Source organism: Hymenobacter segetis (assembly GCF_038448715.1).
Lineage (GTDB): Bacteria > Bacteroidota > Bacteroidia > Cytophagales > Hymenobacteraceae > Hymenobacter > Hymenobacter segetis.
The window spans coordinates 1-25,177 of sequence record NZ_JBCEVZ010000045.1; the positions used below are offsets into that span (position 1 = coordinate 1).

Genomic DNA, 25,177 nt, shown 5'->3' on the forward strand with positions numbered 1-25,177 from the left:
GTAGGGCAGGTACTTGATGCCACCATTTTTACGGCCCTGCGCCAGGCAACGGGCGGGCGCTACATCTGGCTACGTGCCACGGGCTCGACCCTGATTTCGCAGCTGGTCGACTCGTTTGTGGTGCTGTATGTGGCCTTTTACGTGTTCGGCAACTGGAGTTTCGACCAGGTTATCAGCGTGGCGAACACCAACTACTGGTACAAGTTTGCGGCGGCCATTCTGCTCACGCCGGTGCTGTACCTGGCGCACTTCCTGATTGACAAGTACCTGGGGCAGGAAGAAACCGCCGAGTTGCAGGAAGAAGCCGTGGAAAACGTGAGCGTGTAACTTTTCTTCGCTCGTCCGCCTTTCATCGCTATGCGACTACCTTATTTCCTGCTGGCGGCCGGGGCCTTTTTGCCACCCACCGTGGCCCGCGCCCAATTCAATTTTGCCCCCGGCACCTACCAGCTGGCCAACGGCTCCAAGGGCGAGGCGTCGCTGAAGCTGGCCTTGGCCGAAAACGGCAGCCCCACGATGATGGTGGGCGTGAAAAACGGCAAGGAGCGCAAGTTCCGCGCCGCCGAAGTCACGGCTTTCACCGTTGCAGAACACCGCTTTGTGCGGGCGAATGATTTCCGTTTTCTCAGCGGTACCGATGCCGATTTCAAGGAACCCGCGCTGCTCGAAATTCTCGAAGCCGGCCCGGTGGAGCTGTTTTATTACTACTATCAGGTGGAGATGGGCACCAATTTTAAGGCCCACGTAAAGCTGCCGGTGCTGCGCAAAGCCGGCACGAGTACGTTCTTTGCGTACAGTCCTGGCCACACGCCGGGGTTCGACCAGAAACTGGCCCCCGGCGGCTTCGTGGCGGCCCTGTTTCCGGCCGACCCGGTGCTCCAGCGGCAATTTGCTATCAATGGCGTTAGCCGGGCCCAACTCGCTGCCGCCGTACACGCTTATAACCAGGGCGTGCGCTTAACCCGTTAATTACCAATATGTCCCGTATTCTTACCGGCATCCAGAGCACCGGCCGCCCGCACCTCGGCAACCTGCTTGGGGCCATTTTGCCCGCCATCGAGCTGTCGAAAAACCCGGCCAACGACTCGCTGTATTTCATCGCCGACTTGCACTCGCTCACCACCGTGCGCGACCCTAAAGTGCTGCGCGCCAACACCTACGCCGTGGCCGCCGCGTGGCTGGCCTGCGGCTTCGACACCGAAAAAAACCTGTTTTACCGGCAGTCCGACGTGCCGCAGGTGACCGAGCTGACCTGGTACCTGAGCTGCTTCACGCCCTACCCCATGCTGGCCAACGCGCACAGCTTCAAGGATAAGAGTGACAAGCTTTCGGATGTAAATGCCGGCCTCTTCACCTACCCAGTGCTGATGGCGGCTGATATCCTGCTCTACGACGCCGAAATCGTGCCCGTGGGCAAAGACCAGATTCAGCACCTCGAAATTGCCCGCGACATTGCCAGCGCCTTCAACAACCGCTACGGCGAGACGCTGGTGCTGCCCCAGGCCCGCGCCGATGAGCAGCTGATGACCATTCCCGGCACCGATGGCGCGAAGATGAGCAAGAGCTACGGCAACATCATCGATATTTTCGCGCCCGAAAAAGACCTGCTGAAGGCCGTCAAAACCATTATTTCGGATAGCACGCCGCTGGAAGCGCCCAAGAATCCGGATACGGACGTGACGTTCAAACTCTATTCGCTGCTGGCCACGCCGGCCGAAATTGAGACGATGCGCGCCAACTATCTGGCTGGCGGCTACGGCTACGGCCACGCCAAAAAGGAGCTGTACGAGGTGATTCTGCGGCGATTTGCCGTGGAGCGCGAGCGGTTTGATTTTTACATGAACAACCTGCCGGAGCTAGATGCGGCGCTGGCCATTGGAGCGAAGCGGGCACAGGAATACGGCGCGGGCGTGCTGGCGAAAGTGCGCCAGAAGGTGGGCTACGGACGGTAGGACTCATCTGTCATTGCGAGTGGAGCGCAGCGGAACGCGGCAATCCGTCCTATCAATACCAGACACTTTCTTTTACCAGAAAGCCCCGGCACTTCGCAGTGTCGGGGCTTTCTGTATTTTAAAATAAGTATGCCACATCTCAGGGTTGGTCGCTCATGAGAGGACGGATTGCCGCGTTCCGCTCCGCTCCACTCGCAATGACAGAGCCGGCCTAAAACGCCTGCTCGGCTGAGAAGCTGAAACCAACTTTGCTGCCGCGGCTCACCTGCTGGTTTTCCAGCTTTTGCTTCACAGAAATTTTCTGGATTTCGGGCAGCGGTGGGGCGATGAGGTCGTTGTTGACGGCGGCAATCATGGCGCTTTCCACGAAGAGGCGCATGGAATCTGGCGTTACTGGATTGTCGCTCATGTCGTTATCGGGCAGTTCGAGCTGCTGCACGCCTTCGAGGAAGTAGTGGTTGTTGATGTTGACGAGCAGGCGGCCCACGAGGTAGCCGGGGTCGTTCAGGCGCTGGTACTTGATGCTGTCGGCCATGAAGTTATAGGCCATGATGTGGCCGAAGAAGCGGCGGCGGAAATCGGCTTCGACGTATTTGCTAGGCATGGGGCCGTAGTCGTCGGGGAAGGTGACGATGTTGGAGTGCATCACGAACACCAGCAAATCGCCCGAAAACCGGATGTGAAACTCCATGTCGTTAATGGAGCGGTACTCAATCACCACGCTCGAATCGAAGGGGGTGAGCTTGCGGCTGAGCTCCAGCACCAGCTCCTGCGATACCAGGCGCAGGCAGTCGAACGCGGCCTGGGTGTTGCGGTAGATGGCCTGCTTGGCGGTAGATTTTTGCTTGAGACCCTCGAAAATCTGGTTGAGGCGGTCGGCCGGAGCCTCGGTGGGCGAGCCGGCTGCGGCCGTGGGCTGGTTGTTGGTGGCAGTGGCCCCGGTGTGGCCGGTTTCGGGGGCTGCTGGCCGTGGGGCGCTGGGTTTGGCGGCAGGCTTTGCGGATGCCGCGGTGCTGGGTTTGGCAGCTTTTGCGGCTTTGCGGCGGGCTGGTACGGGCGCGGGTTCCGGCGTTGCCGTTGGCTCGGGGTTAATTAACAGCTCGGGGGCGGCGCTTTTTTTGGGGGATGATTTAGCCATGCGGAAGGGGGAATAAGCCGCGAATGAGCGCGGCACGGGCGGGAAATTGTCTTTTTAAGGCACGACGCGCGGCCGGCACGGGCCATTCAGGTTGCAGGTGGTACGCAAGTAAGCGGGGCCGTAGTTTCATCCGGCGCTGATGAATCCGGTGTGAAGGTGGCAATTGTGGCCGAGCCCAAGGCTGGCGGCGCGCTCATTTGGCCCGCCACGGCCCATTGCGGGCTACGGAAAGCCACCGTGCGCAGTCCCTGCGGTCCGGCAGCGTGGCTGGGCAGCAGCATGGGCCGGGCCGAGGGATGGCGCAGGGCCTCTCCTACCGTGCGCACAGCCCCGGCCGGCACGGCGCGGCGTTCCAGCGCAGTCAGCAGCTCGTCGCCACTCACAACGGCAATGGTTTCGGTTAGCAGGGCTTCCAGCTCGGGGCGGTGCGCCACGCGGGCCGGGTTGGTAGCGAAGCGGGCATCTGTGGCCCACTCCGGGTGGCCCAGCGCGGCGCAGAGCTGCCGGAACTGGCCATCGGAGCCCACGGCCAGCACCATCGCCCGGCCATCGGCGGCGCGGTACACGGTACCGTAGGGCACGATGCTGGGGTGGCCCGAGCCGAGCGGCTGCGGGTCATGGCCCGTGACGAGGTAAGTGGCCGCCTGGTTGGCCAGGGCCGAAAGGGCGCTGTCGAGCAGGCTGACTTGCACCAGCGCCCCGCGCCCGGTTTTTTCGCGTTGAAACAAGGCTGTGAGCAGGCCTTCCTTCAACTGGTGCGCGGCCAGCAGGTCGACCATCGCCACGGGCATTTTTTGGGGCGGCTGGCCGGCGCCGGCGGCGTTGAGGTACATGAAGCCGGCTTCGGCTTGCAGCACGGCATCGTAGCCGGCGCGGGCATTTTCGGGGCCGTAGCCGGTGAGATGGCCGTAGAGTAGGCGCGGGTTTTCGGCGGACAGCGTGGCGTAGTCAGCCCGCAGCTTTTCGGCGTCGCCGGGCTTATAGCTGGCGAGGATGATGTCGGCTTGCGCGGCCAGGCGGCACAGTGCGGTTTGGCCGGCGGCGTTGGTCAGGTCTAATACCAGGGAGCTTTTACCCCAATTGGAAGCCGCGAAATAAGCCGAAACAGAAACATCTCCAGTGGCTGGTGAGGCTGTTGTTTCGGCACTGGTTTTCCAGGTGCGCGTAACGTCGCCGGTAGGGCTTTCGATTTTGAGCACTTCGGCCCCCATTTCGGCAAAAAACTGGCCTACCTGCGGACCGGCCAGCACCGAAGCAAGTTCGAGAACGCGGAGATGGGCGAAGGGAAGTGGCAACGACATAGCAGACTGCTTGGAAAGCCGGCAAGCTACACGCCGGGCTACAAATTGGCTCAACTTGCCAAATATCCATAGTCGCGCAGCTGTTCGCGCACGTCGCCGTCCAGTTTCAGCAGCCGGCCTTGGTGCAGCAGGTACACCACGTCGCAGATGGGCAGCACCTCGGCGTAGCGATGGTCGGTAATAAGTAGGCCTTTATGCGATTTGAGGCGCTGCATTTCCTCGGCCAGGGCTTCGACGTGCACCGGCATCACGCCCGAAAATGGCTCATCGAAGAGCGAAAAAGCGGTGTCGGCGTGTAGCAACAGCAACGCCTGCACCAGCCGCGCCGACCCGCCCGACAATTCGCTCAGCCGCCGGCCAAACTGCGAGCGCAGCTCCGGGAAGCGAGCGGTGGCTCTTGTGAGGTCGACCCCCAGCATATCAGCGGCCTGTACCAATGACAGCGAAGGCGGTAACAGCGGCTCCTGCGGCAGATAATTCAGCAGGCCCGGGTGGCGGAAGGCGGGTACCACATGCCGGCCATTCACGCGCACCGAGGCATCGGCCACGGCCCGGGCTCCGAAAATGGTTTGGAGTAATACCGACTTCCCGCTGCCGTTGCGGCCCAGCAGGCCCACAATCTGGCCGGTTTGCACCCGCAGGTAAATGCTGCCCAGCACCTGCCGCTCGCCGAACACGATGCGAATACCATCCGCCTCCAGCACCTGCGGGCCGGCCGGCTTATCTGAATTCCGGCTCATGACAGCACGGCCCGCATGAGCAAAGCGCTGCCCAGAAACAGCCCGCCATCAAGTGCCACTACCCCAGCCCATAATCGGCGGCGCGAAATATTCAGGTTGAAATAAAACCAATACTGTTCCGGCCGCAGCTGCTCCGACAGGAACCACACCACCGGCGTGGTAGCCAGTTTGCTGAGCAGCAGCCCCGGCAGCAGGCCGCCGCTCCAGCCTTCGTGGATGGCCGGCAGCAGCACCGCCAGCAATATCAGCCCCGAAATGCCCAGCATGAACGGGGCCACGCTGCGGTAAAACAGGGCCACGGCCCGCAATTGGGTAGCCAAAATGGTCATCGAAAACGCTTGGTTCAGCAGGTCAACGCGGCAACCGGCCAATTATTCTACCCGCCCGGCCCGCGCAAATACCGGGAACGTAGCGGGGCGCGCCTGCGGCCCCCACAGCCGCGTCAGCTCATCGGCCACCAAGGCTACCATATCGGCCCCGTTGTGCTGCCGGGCGTAGTTGGCCGTGGCCGACCAGGTGCGCAGGTAATTCAGCATATCATCTACCGTCCAATGCTTTATCACGGCGAAGCGAGCTTGCTGCACATCGGCAAACGGGAAGGGCAAGTTGGCGTACTCGTTTTCGATGTGGCGGCGGTTGGCATCCCAGTACGGGCCGGAGGTAACGTCGTGGAATTCATCGAGCACCTGGTTAAGCTCGGGTGTTTCGAGGCGGCAGAGCTGGTAGCCCCACTCGGCCAGCACCGCGCCGGGCCGGGCCACGCGGCGCACTTCCCGGTGATAGGCTTCGCTATCGAACCAATGCACGGCCTGGGCCACGGTGATGAGGTCGAAGCGCTGGTCGGGGAAGGGCGTGTGCTCGGCCGTGGCCCGCTGGTAGTGGATGTTGGGGCGCGGCGGAGCCTGCGCTAACTGGTTTTCGCTGAGGTCAGTGGCATCAACTCGCACGAATGAATCGGCCAGCACCGCCGCTACCTGGCCGTTGCCGGTGGCGCAGTCCCAGGCCCGCTCGTGGCCCGGCACCTGGGGCAGCAGCCAGTCGTAGAGCTCGGCGGGGTAGGCAATGCGGTAGCGGGCGTAGTCGGCGGCCTGGGTGGAGAAACGGTCGAGGGTGGGCATGAGGGAAGCGGGTTGGTGGGTTGGCTGCAACAAAAGAACGTCATACAGCGCGCAGCGAAGCATCTTGCCCGCCACCACTAATCCTATTGATTGATTTACTACTGCGGTAAAGATGCTTCGCTTCGCGCTGCATGACGTTACCCAACCCACCAATCCACCACCGCAGAACACCCGCCGCCTGCCGTATCTTTACCCCAAATCAAGCGGTTTGCTGGCCCAGGCATCAAGGTCAGCCCTTCAATAACTTTTACTTAGCTGAACCTTGACGTTTCACGAATTCAACCTCCACGACGACCTGCTTTCTGGCATCGACGCCATGAATTACCAGCAGGCTACCCCCATTCAGGAGCAGGCCATCCCCAAAATCCTCGACGGTAAAGACCTGATTGCCTGCGCCCAGACCGGCACCGGCAAAACCGCCGCCTACCTGCTGCCGCTGCTCGACAAGATTTCGCATGCCAAGCACGGCCACACCACCACCCTCATTCTGGTGCCCACCCGCGAGCTGGCCACCCAGATTGATGAGCAGGTGATGGGCTTCGGCTACTACGTGGAAGCCAGCTCGATAGCCATCTACGGCGGCGGTAAATCGGAGAACTGGGAGCAGCAGAAACGCGCCCTCACCAGCGGCGCTGATATCATCATCGCCACGCCCGGCCGCCTCATTGCGCATTTGCAAATGGGCTACGTGAAGTTCGACCAAATCAAGTACTTAGTACTCGACGAAGCCGACAAGATGATGGACATGGGCTTCAGCGATGACATCTTCAACATCGTGCGCCAGCTACCCAAGGAGCGTCAGACGCTGCTGTTTTCGGCCACCATGCCCAGCAAAATCCGCGACTTCTCGCAGCAGATTCTGCACAACCCCGAGGAAATCCGCCTGGCCGTTTCCAAGCCCGCCGCCGGCATCGACCAGCAGCTCTACATGGCCTACGACCGCCAGAAAATCTACGTCCTCGAACACATCATCAAAACCCAGGACGTGCAGAGCATGGTGCTCTTCACCAGCCAGAAAGCGGCCGTGGGCGGCATTGTGAAGGCGGTGAACAAGCTCGGCATCGAGGCCCGCGGCATCAGCTCCGACCGCACTCAGGAAGAGCGCGAGGAAATCATGCGCGCTTTCAAAAACAAGCAGTTCCCCATTCTGGTAGCTACCGACGTGCTCAGCCGCGGCATCGACATCGACTCGCTGAGCCACGTCGTGAACTACGACATTCCACGTGCCGCTGAAGACTACGTTCACCGCATCGGCCGCACCGCTCGCGCCGCCACCAAAGGCACGGCCATCACCTTCATCTCGGACCAGGACCAGGACCGGGTGCTAAAGATTGAAAAGCTCATCGAGCGCGACCTCGAAAAGCGCGCCATCACCGAGGAGCTGGGCCTGGGCCCCGCCCCGGAGTTTGACCCCAAGCGCTTCGCCGGCCTGGGTGGTAAAATTGGTGGCCGCCCGGCCCGTGGCGGCCACGGAGGCAGCGGCGGAGGTGGCGGCCGTGACCGTGGCCCCCGCCCCGAAGGCGCTGACCGTGGCCCGCGCCGCGAAGGCGGTGGCGGGGGCCGCGATGGCGGACGTGACGGCGGCAAGCCCCGCCGCGATGCCCCCGACCCCAAAGACCCCAAGCACTTGGAGCGCCTCGCCGCCGCCAAAAATGCCCTGGCCGCCCTCGATGCCGGCCACGCCCCCAGCGTGCCCTACCAGCGCCCGCCCCGCCCCGAAGGCGAAGAGCGCCGCGACCGTGGCCCCCGCCCCGAGCGCACCTCGCGCCCGGAAGGTGAAGCTCGTCAGCCGCGTGAACCCCGCGCTCCCCGCCCGGAGGGTGAAGCCCGCCCGCCACGCGAGCCGCGGCCTGAAGGCGAAACGCGCGAGCCTCGCGCAGAGGGTGAGCGCAGCCGCAGCCGCGGAGGTCGCAACCGCAAGCGCGGTCCTCGGCCAGAGGGCTCGGCGGCTCCAGATTCGGGTGCTGCACCGGCCACTCCCGCCGCCGAATAAAGTTGCCTTGAGCATCTATGATAAAAGGCAGCCTCAACAGGCTGCCTTTTATTTTTACGACTGGTTTTTACTGCTTATACGAATGCTTTTCAACAGGTTGGAATCCGTTATTCACGCGGGTACTTCCTCAAGTTCAGGAATTCCTATTGCGCGGAAAAACGCATATGTTTCGTCGTAGAATTCGGGCAGACGAGTTGCATCAGCAGTACTGCCTTCGGGGATGAAAAGTATCATGCCCTGGCGAGCCCGCGTGAGTAATACGCGGTAAGCATTTAGCAGGTAGCGGCGACTGTCGGCAGTGTTGCACTGTTGCCACCGCGTGCCCTTGAACTTGCGATACTGCCAGTAGCCGTGTTGCAACCAGAAATCAGCATCCCAGGCTACGCCTACCCAGTCGAGTTCGAGGCCTTGGATATCAAATTCGGTGGCCACATCCTCCAGGTAATAGGACGAACGAACATCGTCCCGGCCATTGAGAAACCAGACCGGCGCATCAATTTTATCCTTGATATTTAACCCCAATGGTTTGAGCCGGTGCGCGCCCGACGAAGCCACCAAGCCGCATCGTTCAGTGCCGCGGGCCTGCTGCCGGAGCCAGGTTTTTGCCACTTCCAGCCGGCGCGTGATGCGAATGGGATAAACGGCCTCCAGATGCGTTGCGTAGAGCTGCCGCGCCGCCAATAAATCCGCATCAAGCACCGTTTGCACGAAGGCAGCCAACTGTTCGGCCCGGAAAGAGCGGACCGATACCGCCAGATGCAACGCGGCCAATGGTTCGGCCTGCAAGTCATCCAGGCGTGCCACAGCAGCCCCGTCTTTCAGGTAATTGCGGTCGGCGCGAATTCGGTCGGAGTAATAGATTTTCCACTCCGTAAAGCGCGACTCGAAAGCTCGCAGCCATTCTTCAAGCCCCGCTTCGCCGGTATTGATTTCCTGACCGCCACCAATCAGGCACACTACCGTGCACCAGTCGGGGTGCCGGTCCATCACCTCCACCAGAAACTCGGGTTCTGACATATTAAAGTCGGCCTGCCCGCGCTTTTGCTGCATGAATTTGCTGGCCTGCTGAGCCGACCACGCCCGCTGGGCTTCATCAAAAACCGTGACCTTTTCGATGGGTGGACCAGGGTGGCGCAGGGCTTCATCCCGGAAATGGTGAATGTTCTGGATGAAAGAACGCACCTCCGAGATGGCCTGTTTCTTATCGAGGCGATTGCCACGCTGCCGGGCATCCTTCACCTTATCGCGGGCCAGGGCTTCGCGCAATACGTCCACCAGTGGGCCATTACCGGAAAGAAATACGGCATGTTCCTGCTCGTCGGCGTGGGTGCGCTCGTTGGTGATATTGAGGCCGGCCAGGGTTTTGCCCGCGCCCGGCACGCCGGTCACGAAGCAAATGGTTTTGTGGTTCTGTGCCTTGGCTTGGTCGATGATTTCGGCAATGCAAGCGCCTGTTACTGATAGGTTGGCGGCGCCGGCATCGGAGCGGGTGATATCGGCTACTTGATGGCCTTTGTAGAGCGCCTGGGCAGCTTCGATGATGGTGGGCGTGGGCTGATAACCAGCGGCCAGCCACGCTTCAGCACTCAACAGCGTCCCCGTAACAACGGCAGTCCCGGAACGTAGGCAGTCGGCAATCTGGAATGCATTGGCCAACAGGGGTTGGTACAAACCGTCGCTATACGATTGAAACACTAGCGACAGCGCGGTGGCTTGGGTTGCTACCACCACCGGCAAAATGCGGACGTGGTGGCTGCCCGCGTGGAAGTTTTTCAGGTCGAGCGCATAGTCCAGCACTTGGTCCTGAGCGGCGTGGTCATAGCTTGTGCTTCCTACTTTAAATTCGAGCACGAACACCGCATCTGCCAGCAGCACCACCACATCGGCCCGCTTCCCCATGCGTGGAATGGACACTTCAAACAACACGTGGCCATCGGGAAAATCGGCCAGTTCGCGTTTCAGAACCTGAATTTGCTGCTGCCAAGCTCCTTTCTGAAGCTCTTCGAGGGCGTGGGTATGGGCCAGCGCCAGTTCGCCAATTATCCGGTTTTCGTCATGCGTCAGAAAATCCGCTATGGGAGCATGATAATAGGCGCGTTGCATGGTATGCGTTGGGTAGAGTGCAGGCAAAACCAGCAGAAAACCTGCTACGCCCGCTAAACTACTACCCCAGCACCTGCCCCACCCCAAACAGCACCGTGAACACCAGCGTGCTCAGGGCCATTTGCTTCAGCAGCGGGTCGAGCTGCATCGATTCCTGGCGTTGCCATACCTGAATGGCGTTGAAAGCGAACAGCGGCACGGCCAGCGCAAACAGCCACTGCCAGGGCGAATGATATGTGAGCGCCACAAACACCGTGGCACAACCCACGCCCAGCACCAGCAGCAGCCAATGGTAGCGCCGCGCATATATCGGCCCCAGCCGCACCGGAATGGTGATTTTGCCGGCCAGTACATCCGACTTGATATCGCGGATATTGTTCACATTCAGCACCGCCGTGGCGAAGCAGCCCAGCGCGGCGGCCGGCAGCAGCACTTGCAGCGGCAGCGTCCGGGTTTGCAGGAAATACGTGCCGCACACGCCCACAATGCCAAAAAACAGGAACACTGAAATATCGCCAAACCCTGCGTAGCCATACGGGTTGGAGCCCGCCGTGTAGTTCACCGCCGCCCAGATGGCGGCCAGCCCCAGCGCCAGAAACGCCAGAAACAGCCCCAGCCCCGCCGCACCCAGCGCCACCCACAGCAGCGCGAGGCCGCTGCCCAACGCCAGCAAGCCGCAAATCCACATGCCGCGCTTCATCTGGGCTGGGGTGATGGCCCCGCTTTGCACGGCGCGCTGCGGGCCTTCGCGGTGCACGCTATCGGCGCCGTTTTGGGAGTCGCCGTAGTCGTTGGCGAGGTTGCTGAGGACTTGGAGCAGGATGGTAGTGAGGGCCGCCAGGCCCACTACCAGGCCATTGAACTGGCCAACGGCGGCGGCCAGAAATGCCCCGGTGAGGATGCTGGCGAGGGCTAGTGGCAGCGTGCGGGGGCGGAATGCAGATATCCAAGGAGACATGGCAAAGGGAAATCAGACGGCAAAAAAGAACGTCATGCTCATCTGGCGTCTGCGAAGCCGAAGCATCTCTACCGCTTCGTTGCAACGACGAAATTAGTTGCGCGGTAGAGATGCTTCGGCTTTGCGGACGCCAGATGAGCATGACGTTCTGATAAATCAGAGACGACAGAAAACTATTTCGTGATATCGGCCACCAGCTCGGGGCTCAGGGGCGTCACTTTCGAGTTGTAGAATTTCACAACGTGGCCCTTTTCATCAACCAGGTATTTGCAGAAATTCCAGTTCGGCGCGTCAGATACCGCACCGTTTTTGGTCTTGTCCGACAGGTATTTGTAGAGCGGCGTAGCGTCATCACCTTTCACGGCTACGGTTTCGAATAGTGGGAAGGTCACGCCGTAGTTTTTCTCACAAAATGAGGCTACTTCAGCGTTCGAGGCCAACTCCTGGTTGAAGCTGTTCGAAGGGAAGCCAAGGACAACCACCTTATTGCCGTACTTTTTCGACAGTTCCTCCAACTCCTTATACTGCGGAGTGAAACCGCATTTCGAGGCGGTGTTCACAATCAGCAGCTTTTTGCCTTTGTACTTGCTCAGTTTCACTTCCTTGCCGTCGATGGATTTCACAGTGAAATCATACACGGAAGCGGGAGCGGCGGTGGTTTCAGCGGGTGCAGTCATGGCGGTGGGGGGGGCGGGTTTAGCAGCGATGAAAACCACGGCCGTGGCGGCAGTGGCCAGCGTGAGAAGAAGGGAATTTTTCATGAGTTGAAGGTAAGAGTTTGCGCAGTTGCGTGCGTAACCATACGAAGGTCAATAGGGTTTCGGACTCTGGATTGTAGCGCGGACTTTTAGTCCGCGAGTCGGAACGTTGAATTCGCGGACTACAAAGTCCGCGCTACACTCAGGTAGTCGGCGGCGTGAGCCACTTCTCCAGCTGCACTGGCTTATATGCGGCCATTTGCTTCAACAACTCCTGCGGGTCGGCCGATTGCAGGAGCTGGGCGCGGTTTTCGGCGCGCAACAGCTGGTCGTCGCGCATGCGGTCGAGGGACTGGAGGAGCAGGTCGTAGTAGCCGTCCACGTTCAGCAGGGCCACGGGCTTCTGGTGCAGGCCGAGCTGGCCCCAGGTCAACACTTCGAACAGCTCTTCGAGGGTGCCGTAGCCGCCGGGCATGGCAATGAAGCCATCGGCGCGGTCGGCCATCATGAGCTTGCGCTCGTGCATGGATTTCACGACGTGCAACTCGGTGCAGCCTTTGTGGGCCAACTCCTTAGCATCCAGAAAATCAGGAATCACGCCGATAACCTGGCCGCCGAGGGCGAGTACCGCATCGGCGATGGTGCCCATGAGGCCCACGCGGCCACCGCCGTACACCAGCGTGAGGCCCTGGGCCACCATAGCGGCGGCCAGAGACTGCGCCTGGGTGATGTAGTTCGGGTTGGTTCCGGCGCTGGAACCGCAGTAAACGGCAATGCTTTTCATATGATGAACTGTAGCGTGGACTCTGCGAGTCCGCGCTTGGATGGTTATGTTCGGGCGATGCGCGGACTCGCAGAGTCCACGCTACATGCGCTCGGGCACCTGCATCCCCAGTAGCTTGAGCGACTGCTTAATCTGCTCCCCTACCCGAGCTGATAGCGCCACCCGCAGGCTACGCTTGGCCACGTCGGTTTCCTGGAAAATTGACACTTCGGCATAAAACCGATTGTAAGCCTTCGCCAAGTCATAAGCATACTGCGCGATGACGGCGGGCGAAAGGTTGCGGGCCGCTTCGGCCACCACGGAATCGTAGCGGGCCAGCTCCTGCACTAGCTCGCGCTCAGTGCCTTCGAGGCTGGTGATGCTGCTCCAATCGGCAGTTTCGTCAATGCCCAGCTCGGCGGCTTTGCGGCGGATGGCGGCGATGCGAGCGTGCGAATACTGAATGAACGGGCCGGTGTGGCCTTCGAGGCTCACGGACTCTTCGGGATTGAAGAGCATGCGCTTCTTGGGGTCCACTTTCAGCAGGTAATATTTCAGCGCGCCTAGGCCCAGCATGTGGTAAAGCTCTTCCAGCTCAGCATCGCTGAGGCCTTCGGTTTTGCCCTTTTCGAGGGTGGCGGCTTTGGCGGCGGCGATTACGTCGCGCACCAGCTCGTCGGCATCGACTACGGTGCCTTCGCGCGATTTCATTTTGCCGGAGGGCAAATCGACCATGCCGTAGCTGAGGTGGTGGATGGCGTCGGCGTAGGGCTTGCCCAGCTTTTTGAGCGTGGCTTGCAGCACCTGCATATGGTAGTTCTGCTCGTCGGCGATGACGTAGATGCTGCTGTCGTAGCCGAAATCCTGGTACTTGAGTTCGGCCGTACCCAGGTCCTGGGTGATGTAGACGCTGGTGCCGTCGGCGCGGAGCAGGAGCTTTTCGTCGAGGCCCTCGGCCTGCAAATCGACCCAAACCGAGCCGTTTTCCTTCTTGAAGAACACGCCTTTTTCGAGGCCTTCTTCTACCCGCTCCTTGCCCAGCAGGTAGGTTTCGGACTCGTAGTAATACTGGTCGAAATCGACACCAATATTCTTATAAGTCTCGTCGAATCCTTCGTACACCCAGCCGTTCATTAGGCTCCAGAGGGCTTTCACTTCGGCATCGCCGGCTTCCCAGGCTTGCAGCATCTGCTGGGCCTCAGTCATGAGCGGGGCGCTTTTCTTGGCGATGTCAGTGGTCACGCCTTCGGCTTCGAGCTGCTTGATTTCTTCGCGGTAGTGCTTCTCAAACAGCACGTAGTACTTGCCGGCGAGGTGGTCGCCCTTCAGGCCGGAACTCGCGGGGGTTTCGCCCTGGCCGAAGTGCTGGTAGGCAATCATCGACTTGCAGATGTGGATGCCGCGGTCGTTCACCAGGTTGGCTTTGGTGACGGTGGCGCCGGTGGCTTTCAGAATCTCGGCCACCGAGTAGCCCAGGAAATTATTGCGCAGGTGGCCCAGGTGCAGGGGCTTGTTGGTGTTGGGCGAGGAGTATTCGACCACCACCTTTTGCGGGCCTTCGGTGGCCACGGACGCGGTGGCAGGCTGGGCGCGCAGCTGCTCAAACACGGCCAGCCACTCGGCATCGGCAATTTCGAGGTTCAGGAAGCCTTTCACCACGTTGTAGCCGCTCACGCGGGGCTCGTGGGCTTTCAGCCACTCGCCCAGGGCCTGGCCGATTTGCTCCGGCCCCTTGCCAAAGGCCTTGGTGAGCGGGAACGTGACGAGGGTGAAGCTGCCGGCAAACTCCTTGCGCGTGGGCTGGAGCGTGAGGCTGGCGGTGGGGATTTCAACGCCAAAAACTGCCTGAGCGGCGGTTTGCAGGGCGGTTTTGAGGGAGGATTCTAACTGTTGCACGGGGCAAAGGTACGGGCTGGCGGTAAGCGTACCCCTGCCCCCTTTCCAAAAAGCGGGAGCACCGGCTTCGGTTTTCGCCGGCTGCCAGCGGCAGGGTATTCCAGCGCTGCGCCCTGACCCATGGCCAACGGAAAGGGCTGACAGGGGCGTTCGGCGAAATGGCGGTATTTTGCCAGCTCTCTCTCCCACCCGCTCCCGTTCATGTCCCGTATCCTTCCCACCATCGTGGGGGCGCAGTTCTGCTGCACCTCGCTGTGGTTTGCCGGCAATGCCGTAGCGCCCGATATGGCGGCGCGCCTGCACCAGGGGCCCGATTTTGTGGCCGCGCTCACCAGTGCCGTGCAGCTGGGCTTCATTGCCGGCACCCTGGCCTTTGCCCTGCTGGCCGTGGCCGACCGCTTTTCGCCGTCGCGGGTATTCGCGCTGAGCGCGGCGCTGGCGGCGCTCTGCAACCTGGGGCTGGTGCTGCCGGGGCTGCCGGTGGCGGGGCTGCTGGCCTGCCGGGTGCTCACGGGGTTTTTCCTGGCCGGCATCTACCCAGTGGGCATGAAAATAGCGGCCGACTACTATGAGGCCGGGCTGGGCCGCTCGCTGGGCTGGCTGGTAGGGGCGCTGGTGCTGGGCACCGCGTTTCCGCACTTGCTCAAGAGCATGGGCGGCCAGTTGCCTTGGCAGGCGGTGGCCTGGGCTACCTCTGGCCTGGCGCTGCTAGGCGGCGCAGCCCTGCTGCTGCTGGTGCCCGATGGCCCCTACCGCCGGGCCGGCGCGCGCCCGGCACTCACGGCATTTCTGGCGGGGTTCCGGCAGCCGGCATTCCGGGCGGCGGCGTTTGGCTACTTCGGGCACATGTGGGAGCTCTACACGTTCTGGGCCTTCGTGCCGGTGGTGCTGGCGGCCTTCAATGCCCGGCACGCGGGGGCGGGGCTGCCGGTGCCGCTGCTTTCGTTCGGCATAATTGGCGGGGGCAGCCTGGCCTGCGTGGGCGCGGGGCTACTGGCCCGGCGGCTGGGGCCGGCGCGGGTCGCGACCGGGGCATTGGCGCTGTCGGGCGGCTGCTGCCTGGCCTCGGGCCTGGTGCTGGGCACGGGCTCGGGGGCGATGCTGGGGGCTTTTTTGGGTTTCTGGGGGCTGGTGGTGGTGGCCGATTCGCCGATGTTTTCGACCCTGGTGGCCCGGCACGCCCCCGCCGATACGCGCGGGGCCGCCCTGACCATCGTCAACTGCCTGGGCTTTGCCCTCACCATTGTCAGCGTGCAGCTCACCAGCCGGCTGGTACCGCTCCTGCCGCCGCACCTGCTGCTGCTGCCGCTGGCCGTGGGGCCGGCGCTGGGGTTGTGGGCGCTATGGCGGGGCCGGCAGGAGTAGAGGCCTGAGGGATGGGCATAGGACGCTTCCCCGGCCTCCCGCCCCCGCCGGCCGAATACCCCCCGAAACTTGAAGCAACAGAAAGCCCCGTCAGTGTCTGGCGGGGCTTTCTGTTGCTGGCAATAACTAATGCGCGCTTTTTTTAACGCAACTTCAATAGCTAACTTTTATATCCTTGATTACAATAAGGATGAACGATTTGACCATTAGAAACACTTCCTAGTCCACCCTCCCTTCTGGGTATTATATGGTCATAAGAAGCTGACTTTGTTTGGTCCAGGTACCCTCCACAAATCGAACATTTTTGAGCCGAACCAAGCGCCATATTAATAAAAATCTTACTCTTGGTAGTTTCGCTAAAAGTGGTAGATGTAGTTTTATCTCCACCTATGACAATCTTACCAAGGAGGCCTGCCCAATCCACTAAATCTTCCTCTGACACTATTTTACCAGATTTTATATTTATAAAAATATTACTTATTATTAGTGCATATGTATTAGTTCTTCTTCTGGAGCTAACCTTTTGCAGTATAGTTGAAATGAGTTCTTTATTCTGAACTAAACACTTCTCAATTTGCTCCCTAACGGAAGTGAATTGTTTGAAAAAGTTATTGTCATTATTAAGAATTTTTAGATTAAGAAATTTTGCAGTTCCTAAAAACAGTGGTGCAGAATGAACTCCGCTCGGTCCATAAAAATAGATTGCAGGGTGTAATCCCAAGCTTCCATGCTCATTTCCTGTAAATCTGTCACTGAGTTTACGTGCCTTTTTCAGCACTTCGATAGTTGAATCTCCCGATTCATCATTTTCACCTGACTCAATAGAAGCAATTACAATGCTTCGTCCGACCTGCTTCATTGCTGCTATACCTAGATAGTCAATCATTAATTGTAGAGCAGACCTAATTCCTTTTGCTCCACCTAATGGCAATTCCAAGGTTTTTATAACAGATGGAACTTCGGGGTCAAAAAGTGTTCTATGCAACACTCTAGCTAGCTCCTCAATTTGCGCAGCTTTGTCAGCAGGAAAAGCAGACCAGTACTTATTGCCTTTACCAGCGCGAATAATTGCACGAGCAGCAATAGCAATTGGTCGATGGCGATACCTTAATAACATTTCTTCCATGTCATCAAGCGCCGTCCCTTGGCTATTTATCTTGAAGAATGAAGATTCCGCTTTGCCAGCATCTCCACTAACCCACTGCAATTGCAAAGTCCGAGTTATTATTGATTGTGTTTGAGCATTAAAGTCCGAATTATCAATACGATTTTTGAAATGCTGATATGTTCCTATTGATTCCGCTACCAACTTCCTCGTCTTTGCAGCAGCTTTAAGTTGATTTTCAGACATTGCATCTCCGAAATACTTTACAGACAAAGGGCCATCACCATAATCATCCTCAGTCCAGGCTTTTAAGACACTTAATCTGTGTCCTCCGTCGATAACAAATAAAAATATTGGTGCTTTCCATAGAATAACCGAAGGGATTAAATCACCGTTTAGAAAGCATTCTAAAAGTGATACAACTTGCTCGGGCGTCCAATGGCTTGTTTCGCGCTGAAAATCCGGCTTTCTCAGTATTTTGCCCGTCATTCCATCTCTAGACAGGTCTCTGATAGATATGCCTGTTATAGTTTCATATGAGTTTTCATTCTCTTGATTTTGAGCAAAATCGGCTCTAGAAAGCATTGCATCCAGATTAACGAGATTTTTAGGGATGGCCATTTGAAGAAAGGTTTAGAGTTAAGAGATAAAAGTAGGGTTATATTAAGTGTTAGTACCATAAGACTAAAAAAGATTAGAAATGTATCTAAAAAAGCCCCGCCAGCTACTGGCGGGGCTTGTTGTTTCTTCAGCAGTGGGGGCTTACGGCTTGGTTTCGGTGTCGCCTTTCGGCCCGCCCCCGCCGAGGATAATGAGCTTGGTGTAGCCCTGGAACCGCTCCCAGACGGCGTGCTTGGTAGGCGAGCTTTGGTAGGGCTTGAGCTGCACGCGGATTTCCTTGATGAGGTTGGCGTTGCGGGCCAGCAGGTGGGGGCTTCTATCTTCGCCGCATCGCACGGTTATTCCACCTCACCTCGGCTAGTCCCTAAAAAGACGAAACCCCGGCTGCTGGACACAACCGGGGTTTCAAAGAAGCAGGTGGATTCAGCACCTAACTTCTTTTCTCCACATGAGAAATAAGCGTGTGTTAAAACTACTTCAGGCAGTCAGTAAGGCTGTTTTGATGGGAGTGGCAAGCGGTGTAGGGAAGGCCATTGGCCTGTTCCTGCTCACGCAGCTGCTCCGGTAGTTTGGGTAAGGGGCTGGGCCATGTGCTCGGCCCCTTATTTTTTATAGGGTACGATGCAAAGGTACAGGATGTTTACAAATAATTCGGGTCCCTTTCTACGGCACTGGCAACAACTACTATTGGCCCGTCCTATGCCTCGCCGCAAACGCTCAACTCATTGCCATTCGGGTCGGTGAAATGGAACCGACGGCCACCCGGGAAGGAAAATATTGGCTTGCTGATGATGCCCCCGGCCGCTTCCACTGCGGCTTGAGACTCCTCCAGCGCATCGGCCCAGAGCACTACTAGTGGGCTGCTGGGCGGCACGCTTTCGGCGCGATAAAAACCACCCGATAGTTGCCCGTCCTCAAAGGCCACGTAATCGGGCCCATAATCCTCGAATGACCACCCGAAAGCCTGGGCGTAGAATCGTTTTGTCGCGGCTAAGTCGGTGGCCGGGAACTCGACGTAGAAGACGGAATTGTTGATTGGTTTGCTCATTTTGGGAAAGGACGGTGGGGTGAGGGGGTTTAGAATGTCTGTCATCCTGAGCACAGCGAAGGACCTTATCACGTTTAAACAACTTGTTCAGACGTGATAAGGTCCTTCGCTGCGCTCAGGATGACAGACGTTTTAAGCCGTTTCAATGAATATTAAGAACCGCAATTATAAGAGCCACCAGCTACTACCGGCTCACCACTTCCTCCAGCCGCAGTCGGCGCTCAATCGCATCTGTCGCCTTCTCCAGGATATTGAAGGCATTCTTCGCCATTGTGTTCCCATTGTCCAGCGTGGGGTTGATTTCGACCATTTCGAAGCACACCACCCGGTCGTTTTCCAGCAGGTCCTGGCAGAGGTTTTCGGCTTCGGAGAGGTAGAGGCCATCCTCCACGGGCGTGCCCGTGCCGATGCTGAAGCTCGAATCGAGGCTGTCGACATCGAAGGAAATGTAAACCAGGTCGCAGAAGCGCAGGTGCTCGTAAATCTCGCGGGTGAGTTGGCGCGAGCCTTTGGCCTTGATTTCGGGTAGTTTTATCCACTTGATGCCCAGCTCGGCGATGAGGGCATCTTCCTCCTCCTCGGTGTCGCGCACCACCACGTACACCAGGTGCTCGGGCGTGAGCTTGGGGCCGGGCTCGCCCAGGTTTTGCAGGCGGCGCCAGAAGAACTCCGTTTCCGCGTCGGGCATGTTGCGCTGGTGGGCCAGGTTGTCCACGCCCAGCGCGGCGGCCAGGGGCATGCCGTGCACGTTGCCGCTGGGCGTGGTGTAGGGCGAGTGGATGTCGGCGTGGGCATCAATCCAAATCACGCCCAGCGTTTTGGTGGGGTACGCGGACTTGATGCCGGCAATGGTGGCATTGGCGCTGCTGTGGTCGCCGGCCAGTACCAGCGGGAACTCGCCGAAGCGCAGCGTCTGCTCCACGGTGGCGGCAATGCCCTTCTGCACGGTATAAATGGCGTCGATGTGCTTGGCGAACGGAAACGGCGTTTTGTCGAACAGCACGTGGTTCAAATCGGGCACGACCACGGAGTTGAACCGGCGGAAATAGTCGGAGCCTTTGTTGAGGCAGGCCACGCGCAGGGCGTCGATGCCCATGCCGGCCCCGCGGGTTCCCGCCCCGAGCTCGGAGCGGACTTCCAGTAATTTGATGCGTTTCATCGGAGGGTGGGAATTGGGGTAAGCAGGTTGGCGGCATCGTTCCAAAACAGCCTTGCGGCGGTCTTCGAGCGCTGCCTTGCGGCAGAAGAATCTGCCGTAGCCAAGTCGCTAATCATCCATCGTCACGATGCGGGGCGGGATACTGCAAGAACAACCAACGGTTCCCGGCCAATATCCTAACCCCGGCGGTACTTTTGTCCCGCCCGCCGTAAAGGTCGGATATTTCCCGCTGCATTCAAAAATCCCGAATGGATACGTACCACGACCTCATCTCCCAAACCTTCGATTTCCCCACCGCCGATTTCACCGTGCAGGACCACGAGCTGCAATTCCACGGCATCGACCTCATGGGCCTCGTCGAGAAATACGGCACCCCGCTGCGCCTCACCTACCTACCCAAAATCAGCTCCCAGATTCAGCGGGCCAAGAAATGGTTTGCCGACGGCATCGCCAGCACCGGTTACACCGGCTCCTATTCCTACGCCTACTGCACCAAGTCGTCGCACTTTCGCTTCGTGCTCGAAGAGGCCCTGAAAAACGACATCCACCTCGAAACCTCGTCGTGGTTCGACATCAGCATCATCCGCAACCTGCACGCCCAGGGCAAGGTCGATAAGCAGAAGCACATCATCTGCAACGGCTTCAAGCCCGAAGCCTACAAAAAGGAAATCGCCGACCTGATTAACGACGGGTTCGTGAACTGCATGCCCATCATCGATTCGCCCAACGAAATCGAATACTACCACGACCACGTGCGCGAAAACGTGAACATCGGCATGCGCCTGGCTTCGGATGAGGAGCCGCGCTTCCAGTTCTACACCTCGCGCCTGGGCGTGCGCTACGCCGATGCCGTGCCCATCTACGAGCAGCGCATCAAGGACGACCCGCGCTTCACGCTCACCATGCTGCACTACTTCATCAGCACGGGCATCAAGGACACGTCCTATTATTGGTCCGAGCTGAGCCGCTTCGTGCACAAGTATTGCGAGCTGCGCAAGGTGTGCCCCACCCTCACCACCATTGATATCGGCGGCGGCCTGCCCATCCAAACCAGCATCCAGCCCGACTACGACTACCCCTACATGGTGGCCGAAATCCTGCGCACCATCCAGCGCATCTGCGCCCAGGAAGGCGTGCCCGAGCCCCACATTTTCACCGAGTTCGGCATCTTCACCGTGGGCGAAAGCGGGGCCACCATCTACAGCATCCTCGACGAAAAGCTGCAGAACGACAAGGAGCTCTGGTACATGATTGACGGCTCGTTCATCACCAATCTGCCCGACACCTGGGCCCTCAACCAGCGCTTCATCATGCTGGCCCTCAACGGCTGGGAAAAGCAATACAAGAAAATCCAGCTCGGCGGCCTCACCTGCGATTCGCAGGACTACTACAACTCCGAGAAGCACATCTACCAGACCTTCCTGCCCGAGCGCAAACCGGCCGATGCCCAGCCGCTCTACGTCGGCTTCTTCCACACTGGCGCGTATCAGGAGAGCCTCAGCGGCTACGGCGGCATCAAGCACTGCCTCATCCCCGCCCCCCAGCACATCATCCTCGACCGCGCCGAGGACGGCACCCTCACCGATACCGTTTTCGCGCCCCAGCAGGAAGCCGGCAGCATGATGCGGATTCTCGGATACGAATAATTCAATTTCGGCGTTAAGGAGTTGTAGCGAAATATTAGGCTGCCTGCTTATCTTTGAAGCCCAACCCCGCAACCCCTCACCCGTTTTTATATAATTATGAAAAAGTACGTTCTGCTCGCCGCCGGCTTCGCGGCCCTCTCCCTGGGCGCCTGCAATCGCCAGAAGTGCCCCGCCTACAGCAGCACTAAGGAAGCCAACCGCGTTTCCTCGCCCATCACGGCCAGTGCGGCTACCCCGGCGGCCCGCCAGTAGCGCTTTCGATTTTCGATGTAAAAAAGGCCGGCTTCCCACGTGGGAGGCCGGCCTTTTTTTATGGCTTCTTGATTTGGTAACGCCTGATGAAGCCCATCTTATCAGTTGAGTTGGGCCCGAAAACCGACACCTCCGTGTAGGTCGGAAACCGGCGGTATGTAGTGATGCTGTCACTGCCCGCCGCCTTCACCACCGAATCCCCCACCTGAATATATTGCTGCCCGGCGGCGGTCAGGGCCAGGGCCTGGGTTTCGCCAGTGGCCAGCTTCACCTTTTGAATTCCGTGGGAATAGGACAAGACTTTCTCTACGCGGCTGGCTAATTGCAGGGCTTTGTAGCGTTCGATTTCGCGCTTGCTATTAGTCGTAGTAGTGAAGTAAAAAACCACCTGCCCCAGGATGACACAGGCCAGCAAAAACAGCATGTTGCGGTTTTTGGCTAGCCAACCTGGCTTTGTCTCGGTGACTGTCATTGCCCTAAGATAACAGTCGTGGCTGCCCGCAAGTCGGCAACGTGGGGCGAGAAATCAACAGCTTCTTCGTGCCCCACCAAGATACCGCGCACGCCGATGTTGGCCCCGGCCTCCATGTCGCGGAGTCGGTCGCCCACTATCCAGCACTGCGTCACGTCGAGGTTGAAGCGGGCCACGGCTTTTTCCAGCATGGCGGAGCCGGGCTTGCGCATGATAGAGTCACTCACGCTCGGGTGAGCATCGCTGAAATAGAGGGCGTCAATCACGTTATCGCAGGCGGCTTGCAGCTTGGCGTGGCAGGCGTGGACTTCGGCAGCAGTGTAGAGTTTTTTGGCGATGCCGGCCTGGTTGGTGACGACGATGAGCAGGTAGCCGGCGGCTTTGAGGCGGGCCAGGCTTTCGGGCACGCCGGGGCAGATGCTGAATTCCTCCAGCTGCCACACGTAGTGACCAATTTCTTCGTTTAGCACGCCGTCGCGGTCGAGAAAAACGGCTTTGTTTTTTGTTGTCATTGTGACAAAGCTACGGGTGCCCCGCAGGATACCGACGGTACCTTTGCCACTTCCCTTTGCGCAACGACACCATGAAAATTGCCATCATCGGCGGCGGCATCAGCGGCCTCACCCTAGCCTGGTACCTGCAAAAAAACGGCGTGGCCTACGACCTGTTCGAGGCCGATGCCCGGCCCGGCGGCAACCTGCGCAGCTGGGCCACGCCCGAAGGCTACCTGCTCGAAACCGGCCCCAACTCGCTGCAACTAAGCGCCGAGCTGGAAGAGCTGTTGGCCGACCTCGGCCTCACCGACCAGATTCAGGAAGCCGCCGCCGTGAGCCAGCACCGCTACGTGCTGCGCGACGGCCGCTACCAGATTATGCCCGGCTCGCCCCCTGCCTTGCTCACCAACGGCTTTTTCAGCCTAAAAGCCAAGTGGCAGCTGCTGAAAGAATTCCGCCAGCCTGTCGCCCCCATCGACCCGCAGGAAACCGTAGCCCACTTTTTCCGCCGACGCTTCGGCCCCGAAATCGTGGATTACGCCGTCAATCCCTTCATGGCCGGCATCTACGCCGGCGACCCCGAAAAGCTGCTCATCAACAAAACCTTCAAGCAGCTGCCGGCGCTGGAACAGCAATACGGCTCGGTGCTGCGCGGGCTGATGAAAAGCGGCAAGGGTGCAGGCCGTCGCCGCATTATCAACCTCAAAAAAGGCGTTCAAACCATAACTGATACGCTGGCGGCCAAACTCTCCAACTACCAGCCCGCTACTACCGTCACGGCCATTTCCCGCGCCACCGATGGCACGTATCAGCTGGAGCTGAAGGGGCCGCAGGGCCTGGAGGCCGCGCCCGGCTACACGCATCTAGCGCTGGCGCTGCCCGCCTACGCCGCCGCGCCGCTACTGGAACCGTTGTTTCCGCAAGCGGCTGCCGCGCTGGCGGTCGTGAATTATCCGCCGATGGCGGCCGTGTTCTCGGCCTACGACCGGACCGCCGTGGTGCACTCGCTCAACGGTTTCGGGGCGCTGCACCCCAAGGTGGAGGGGACCTACGCGGCCGGCTCCGTCTGGACCAGCAGCATCTACCCCAACCGGGTACCGGCCGGGCAGGTGCTCTTCACTACGTTTGTGGGTGGAACGCAATACGAGGATGCCGCCCGCCAACCCGAAGAGGCACAAAAAGCGGCCGTGCACGCTGAACTGAGCAAGTTTTACGGCATCACAGGCGCGCCGCGCTGGCAGGGGCGCTACGCGTGGCCGCGCAGCATTCCGCAGTTTGATGCGCGCATTGTGGAGGCCCACCGCGCCGCCGACGCCCTCGAAGCCGAGCATATTGTGGCCGTGGCCAACTGGCGCGTGGGCGTGAGCGTACCCGATTGCATTCGCCAGGCGCGGATGCGGGCGGGCCTCTTAGCAGCTGAGAAATAGCTCTTTTTACCTTGGCTGCTCCTGGTTAGCCTGGCAGTTTGCCAGCGGCGGCAGGTTAAATAGTAGCGGCCGGATATTTCGGCCGTGCAGCTTCGCGCCCCCAAACCCTATCTTTGGGGTCAATTTGTATTCCATGAGCGAAGGCCTCGTCCTGATTCCTACCTACAACGAGCGCGAAAATGCGGAGCTGATTATCCGCAAGGTGATGTCGTTGGCCCGGGAGTTTGACGTGCTGATTATCGACGACAACTCGCCCGATGGCACGGCGGCCATCGTGCGCGACCTGCAAACCGTGTTTCCGGGCCGTCTCTTCCTGGAAGAGCGCAGCGGCAAACAGGGCCTGGGCACGGCTTACCTGCACGGCTTCCGGTGGGCGCTGGCGCACGGCTACGAGTACGTGTTTGAGATGGACGCCGACTTTTCGCACAACCCCGAGGACCTGCTGCGCCTGCACGATGCCTGCGCGCTGGAGGGCTACGATATGGCCATCGGCTCGCGCTACATTCAGGGTGTGAACGTGGTGAACTGGCCCATGTCGCGGGTGCTGATGTCGTATTTCGCCTCCTGGTACGTGCGCCTGATAACGGGCATGCCCATCAGCGACGCCACGGCGGGCTTCAAGTGCTACACCGCACGGGTGCTGCGGGCTATCGATTTGGCCAACATCCACTTCGTGGGCTATGCGTTTCAGATTGAGATGAAGTGGCTGGCCTACCAGCTGGGCTTCCGCATCAAGGAAGTGCCCATCATTTTCACCGACCGCACCCGAGGCACCTCCAAAATGTCGAAAGGCATTGTGCAGGAGGCCTTTTTTGGCGTGTTGCAAATGAAGGCCAGCAGCTGGCTGCGCCCGCTCAAGCCGGTGGGTAACCGCTAAGGGCAAGCTATTTACCTGCCTGCGCACCCTTGCGCCAACCAGCCACCCGCC

Annotated in this window: 25 protein-coding genes; 9 read left to right on the forward strand and 16 right to left on the reverse strand. The window is 59.5% G+C overall.

Annotated elements, in window-relative coordinates:
- From AAFH49_RS16010 to trpS, 3 genes are all read left to right on the forward strand, one after another.
- Nucleotides 1-327 (forward strand): queuosine precursor transporter (locus tag AAFH49_RS16010; protein WP_342299748.1); only part of this gene is annotated, 327 nt, incomplete at its 5' end.
- 30 nt (nt 328-357) lie between these two features.
- Nucleotides 358-969 (forward strand): hypothetical protein, encoded by a 612-nt coding sequence (locus AAFH49_RS16015; RefSeq protein WP_342299750.1) that lies wholly within the window; start codon nt 358-360, stop codon nt 967-969.
- A gap of 8 nt (nt 970-977) precedes the next feature.
- Entirely contained in the window at nt 978-1,952 is a 975-nt protein-coding gene (trpS, locus tag AAFH49_RS16020; RefSeq protein WP_342299752.1) for a tryptophan--tRNA ligase, read from the forward strand.
- A gap of 211 nt (nt 1,953-2,163) precedes the next feature.
- Here the strand turns inward: trpS and AAFH49_RS16025 are convergent, their stop codons facing one another.
- From AAFH49_RS16025 to AAFH49_RS16045, 5 genes are all read right to left on the reverse strand, one after another.
- A complete protein-coding gene (locus tag AAFH49_RS16025; protein WP_342299753.1) occupies nt 2,164-3,090 on the reverse strand; it encodes a hypothetical protein in 927 nt (308 codons plus the stop codon).
- An 86-nt stretch (nt 3,091-3,176) separates the two neighbouring features.
- Nucleotides 3,177-4,391: a CaiB/BaiF CoA transferase family protein gene (locus AAFH49_RS16030; RefSeq protein ID WP_342299754.1), complete on the reverse strand. Its 1,215-nt coding sequence runs from the start codon at nt 4,389-4,391 to the stop codon at nt 3,177-3,179.
- Nucleotides 4,392-4,441: 50 nt separating this feature from the next.
- On the reverse strand, nt 4,442-5,131 hold the full coding sequence (locus AAFH49_RS16035) for an ATP-binding cassette domain-containing protein (RefSeq protein ID WP_342299756.1): 690 nt from the start codon (nt 5,129-5,131) through the stop codon (nt 4,442-4,444).
- Nucleotides 5,128-5,460: a hypothetical protein gene (locus AAFH49_RS16040; protein WP_342299757.1), complete on the reverse strand. Its 333-nt coding sequence runs from the start codon at nt 5,458-5,460 to the stop codon at nt 5,128-5,130. The genes AAFH49_RS16035 and AAFH49_RS16040 overlap by 4 nt, the downstream gene beginning before the upstream one ends.
- 42 nt (nt 5,461-5,502) lie before the next feature.
- Nucleotides 5,503-6,249 (reverse strand): class I SAM-dependent methyltransferase, encoded by a 747-nt coding sequence (locus tag AAFH49_RS16045; protein WP_342299758.1) that lies wholly within the window; start codon nt 6,247-6,249, stop codon nt 5,503-5,505.
- Between the two features lie 316 nt (nt 6,250-6,565).
- Here AAFH49_RS16045 and AAFH49_RS16050 point away from each other — a divergent pair, with 316 nt between their 5' ends.
- Entirely contained in the window at nt 6,566-8,242 is a 1,677-nt protein-coding gene (locus AAFH49_RS16050; RefSeq protein ID WP_425293338.1) for a DEAD/DEAH box helicase, read from the forward strand.
- 111 nt (nt 8,243-8,353) lie between these two features.
- On the opposite strand, the gene AAFH49_RS16055 is transcribed toward AAFH49_RS16050, so the two are convergent.
- The 5 genes from AAFH49_RS16055 to argS form a co-directional block, all read right to left on the reverse strand.
- Entirely contained in the window at nt 8,354-10,345 is a 1,992-nt protein-coding gene (locus AAFH49_RS16055) for a DUF2075 domain-containing protein (RefSeq protein ID WP_342299760.1), read from the reverse strand.
- A 61-nt stretch (nt 10,346-10,406) separates the two neighbouring features.
- A complete protein-coding gene (locus AAFH49_RS16060) occupies nt 10,407-11,303 on the reverse strand; it encodes a 1,4-dihydroxy-2-naphthoate polyprenyltransferase (RefSeq protein ID WP_342299761.1) in 897 nt (298 codons plus the stop codon).
- Nucleotides 11,304-11,476: 173 nt separating this feature from the next.
- Nucleotides 11,477-12,064 (reverse strand): glutathione peroxidase, encoded by a 588-nt coding sequence (locus AAFH49_RS16065; RefSeq protein WP_342299762.1) that lies wholly within the window; start codon nt 12,062-12,064, stop codon nt 11,477-11,479.
- 139 nt (nt 12,065-12,203) lie between these two features.
- Entirely contained in the window at nt 12,204-12,785 is a 582-nt protein-coding gene (locus tag AAFH49_RS16070; RefSeq protein ID WP_342299763.1) for an LOG family protein, read from the reverse strand.
- A gap of 81 nt (nt 12,786-12,866) precedes the next feature.
- Nucleotides 12,867-14,660: an arginine--tRNA ligase gene (gene argS / locus AAFH49_RS16075; protein ID WP_342299765.1), complete on the reverse strand. Its 1,794-nt coding sequence runs from the start codon at nt 14,658-14,660 to the stop codon at nt 12,867-12,869.
- Nucleotides 14,661-14,861: 201 nt separating this feature from the next.
- On the opposite strand from argS, the gene AAFH49_RS16080 reads away from it, so the two are divergent.
- Nucleotides 14,862-16,025, forward strand: coding sequence for an MFS transporter (locus AAFH49_RS16080; RefSeq protein ID WP_342299767.1), 1,164 nt, complete (start codon nt 14,862-14,864; stop codon nt 16,023-16,025).
- Between the two features lie 160 nt (nt 16,026-16,185).
- Here the strand turns inward: AAFH49_RS16080 and AAFH49_RS16085 are convergent, their stop codons facing one another.
- The 4 genes from AAFH49_RS16085 to AAFH49_RS16100 form a co-directional block, all read right to left on the reverse strand.
- On the reverse strand, nt 16,186-17,751 hold the full coding sequence (locus AAFH49_RS16085; RefSeq protein ID WP_342299769.1) for an HNH endonuclease family protein: 1,566 nt from the start codon (nt 17,749-17,751) through the stop codon (nt 16,186-16,188).
- Between the two features lie 141 nt (nt 17,752-17,892).
- The gene (locus AAFH49_RS16090) at nt 17,893-18,087 is read right to left on the reverse strand and encodes a hypothetical protein (RefSeq protein ID WP_342299771.1); all 195 of its coding nucleotides are present in this window, start codon (nt 18,085-18,087) and stop codon (nt 17,893-17,895) included.
- Between the two features lie 361 nt (nt 18,088-18,448).
- A complete protein-coding gene (locus tag AAFH49_RS16095; protein WP_342299772.1) occupies nt 18,449-18,799 on the reverse strand; it encodes a VOC family protein in 351 nt (116 codons plus the stop codon).
- Between the two features lie 184 nt (nt 18,800-18,983).
- A complete protein-coding gene (locus tag AAFH49_RS16100) occupies nt 18,984-19,958 on the reverse strand; it encodes an arginase (RefSeq protein WP_342299773.1) in 975 nt (324 codons plus the stop codon).
- Nucleotides 19,959-20,206: 248 nt separating this feature from the next.
- Here AAFH49_RS16100 and AAFH49_RS16105 point away from each other — a divergent pair, with 248 nt between their 5' ends.
- Together AAFH49_RS16105 and AAFH49_RS16110 are read left to right on the forward strand one after the other, a co-directional pair.
- Nucleotides 20,207-21,604 (forward strand): type III PLP-dependent enzyme domain-containing protein, encoded by a 1,398-nt coding sequence (locus tag AAFH49_RS16105; protein ID WP_342299775.1) that lies wholly within the window; start codon nt 20,207-20,209, stop codon nt 21,602-21,604.
- Nucleotides 21,605-21,700: 96 nt separating this feature from the next.
- Nucleotides 21,701-21,856, forward strand: a complete 156-nt coding sequence (locus AAFH49_RS16110) for a hypothetical protein (RefSeq protein ID WP_198070108.1) — start codon at nt 21,701-21,703, stop codon at nt 21,854-21,856.
- A 58-nt stretch (nt 21,857-21,914) separates the two neighbouring features.
- Here AAFH49_RS16110 and AAFH49_RS16115 read toward each other — a convergent pair whose 3' ends face one another.
- Together AAFH49_RS16115 and AAFH49_RS16120 are read right to left on the reverse strand one after the other, a co-directional pair.
- The gene (locus tag AAFH49_RS16115; protein ID WP_342299776.1) at nt 21,915-22,280 is read right to left on the reverse strand and encodes a hypothetical protein; all 366 of its coding nucleotides are present in this window, start codon (nt 22,278-22,280) and stop codon (nt 21,915-21,917) included.
- A gap of 44 nt (nt 22,281-22,324) precedes the next feature.
- Nucleotides 22,325-22,840, reverse strand: a complete 516-nt coding sequence (locus AAFH49_RS16120; protein ID WP_342299778.1) for a D-glycero-alpha-D-manno-heptose-1,7-bisphosphate 7-phosphatase — start codon at nt 22,838-22,840, stop codon at nt 22,325-22,327.
- A gap of 71 nt (nt 22,841-22,911) precedes the next feature.
- Between AAFH49_RS16120 and hemG the strand changes: the two genes are divergently transcribed.
- Nucleotides 22,912-24,249 carry a protoporphyrinogen oxidase gene (gene hemG / locus AAFH49_RS16125; protein WP_342299779.1) on the forward strand — a complete coding sequence of 446 codons (1,338 nt, stop codon included), beginning with the start codon at nt 22,912-22,914 and terminating at the stop codon, nt 24,247-24,249.
- Nucleotides 24,250-24,382: 133 nt separating this feature from the next.
- Nucleotides 24,383-25,126, forward strand: coding sequence for a polyprenol monophosphomannose synthase (locus AAFH49_RS16130; RefSeq protein WP_342299780.1), 744 nt, complete (start codon nt 24,383-24,385; stop codon nt 25,124-25,126).
- Nucleotides 25,127-25,177 lie beyond the last annotated feature (51 nt).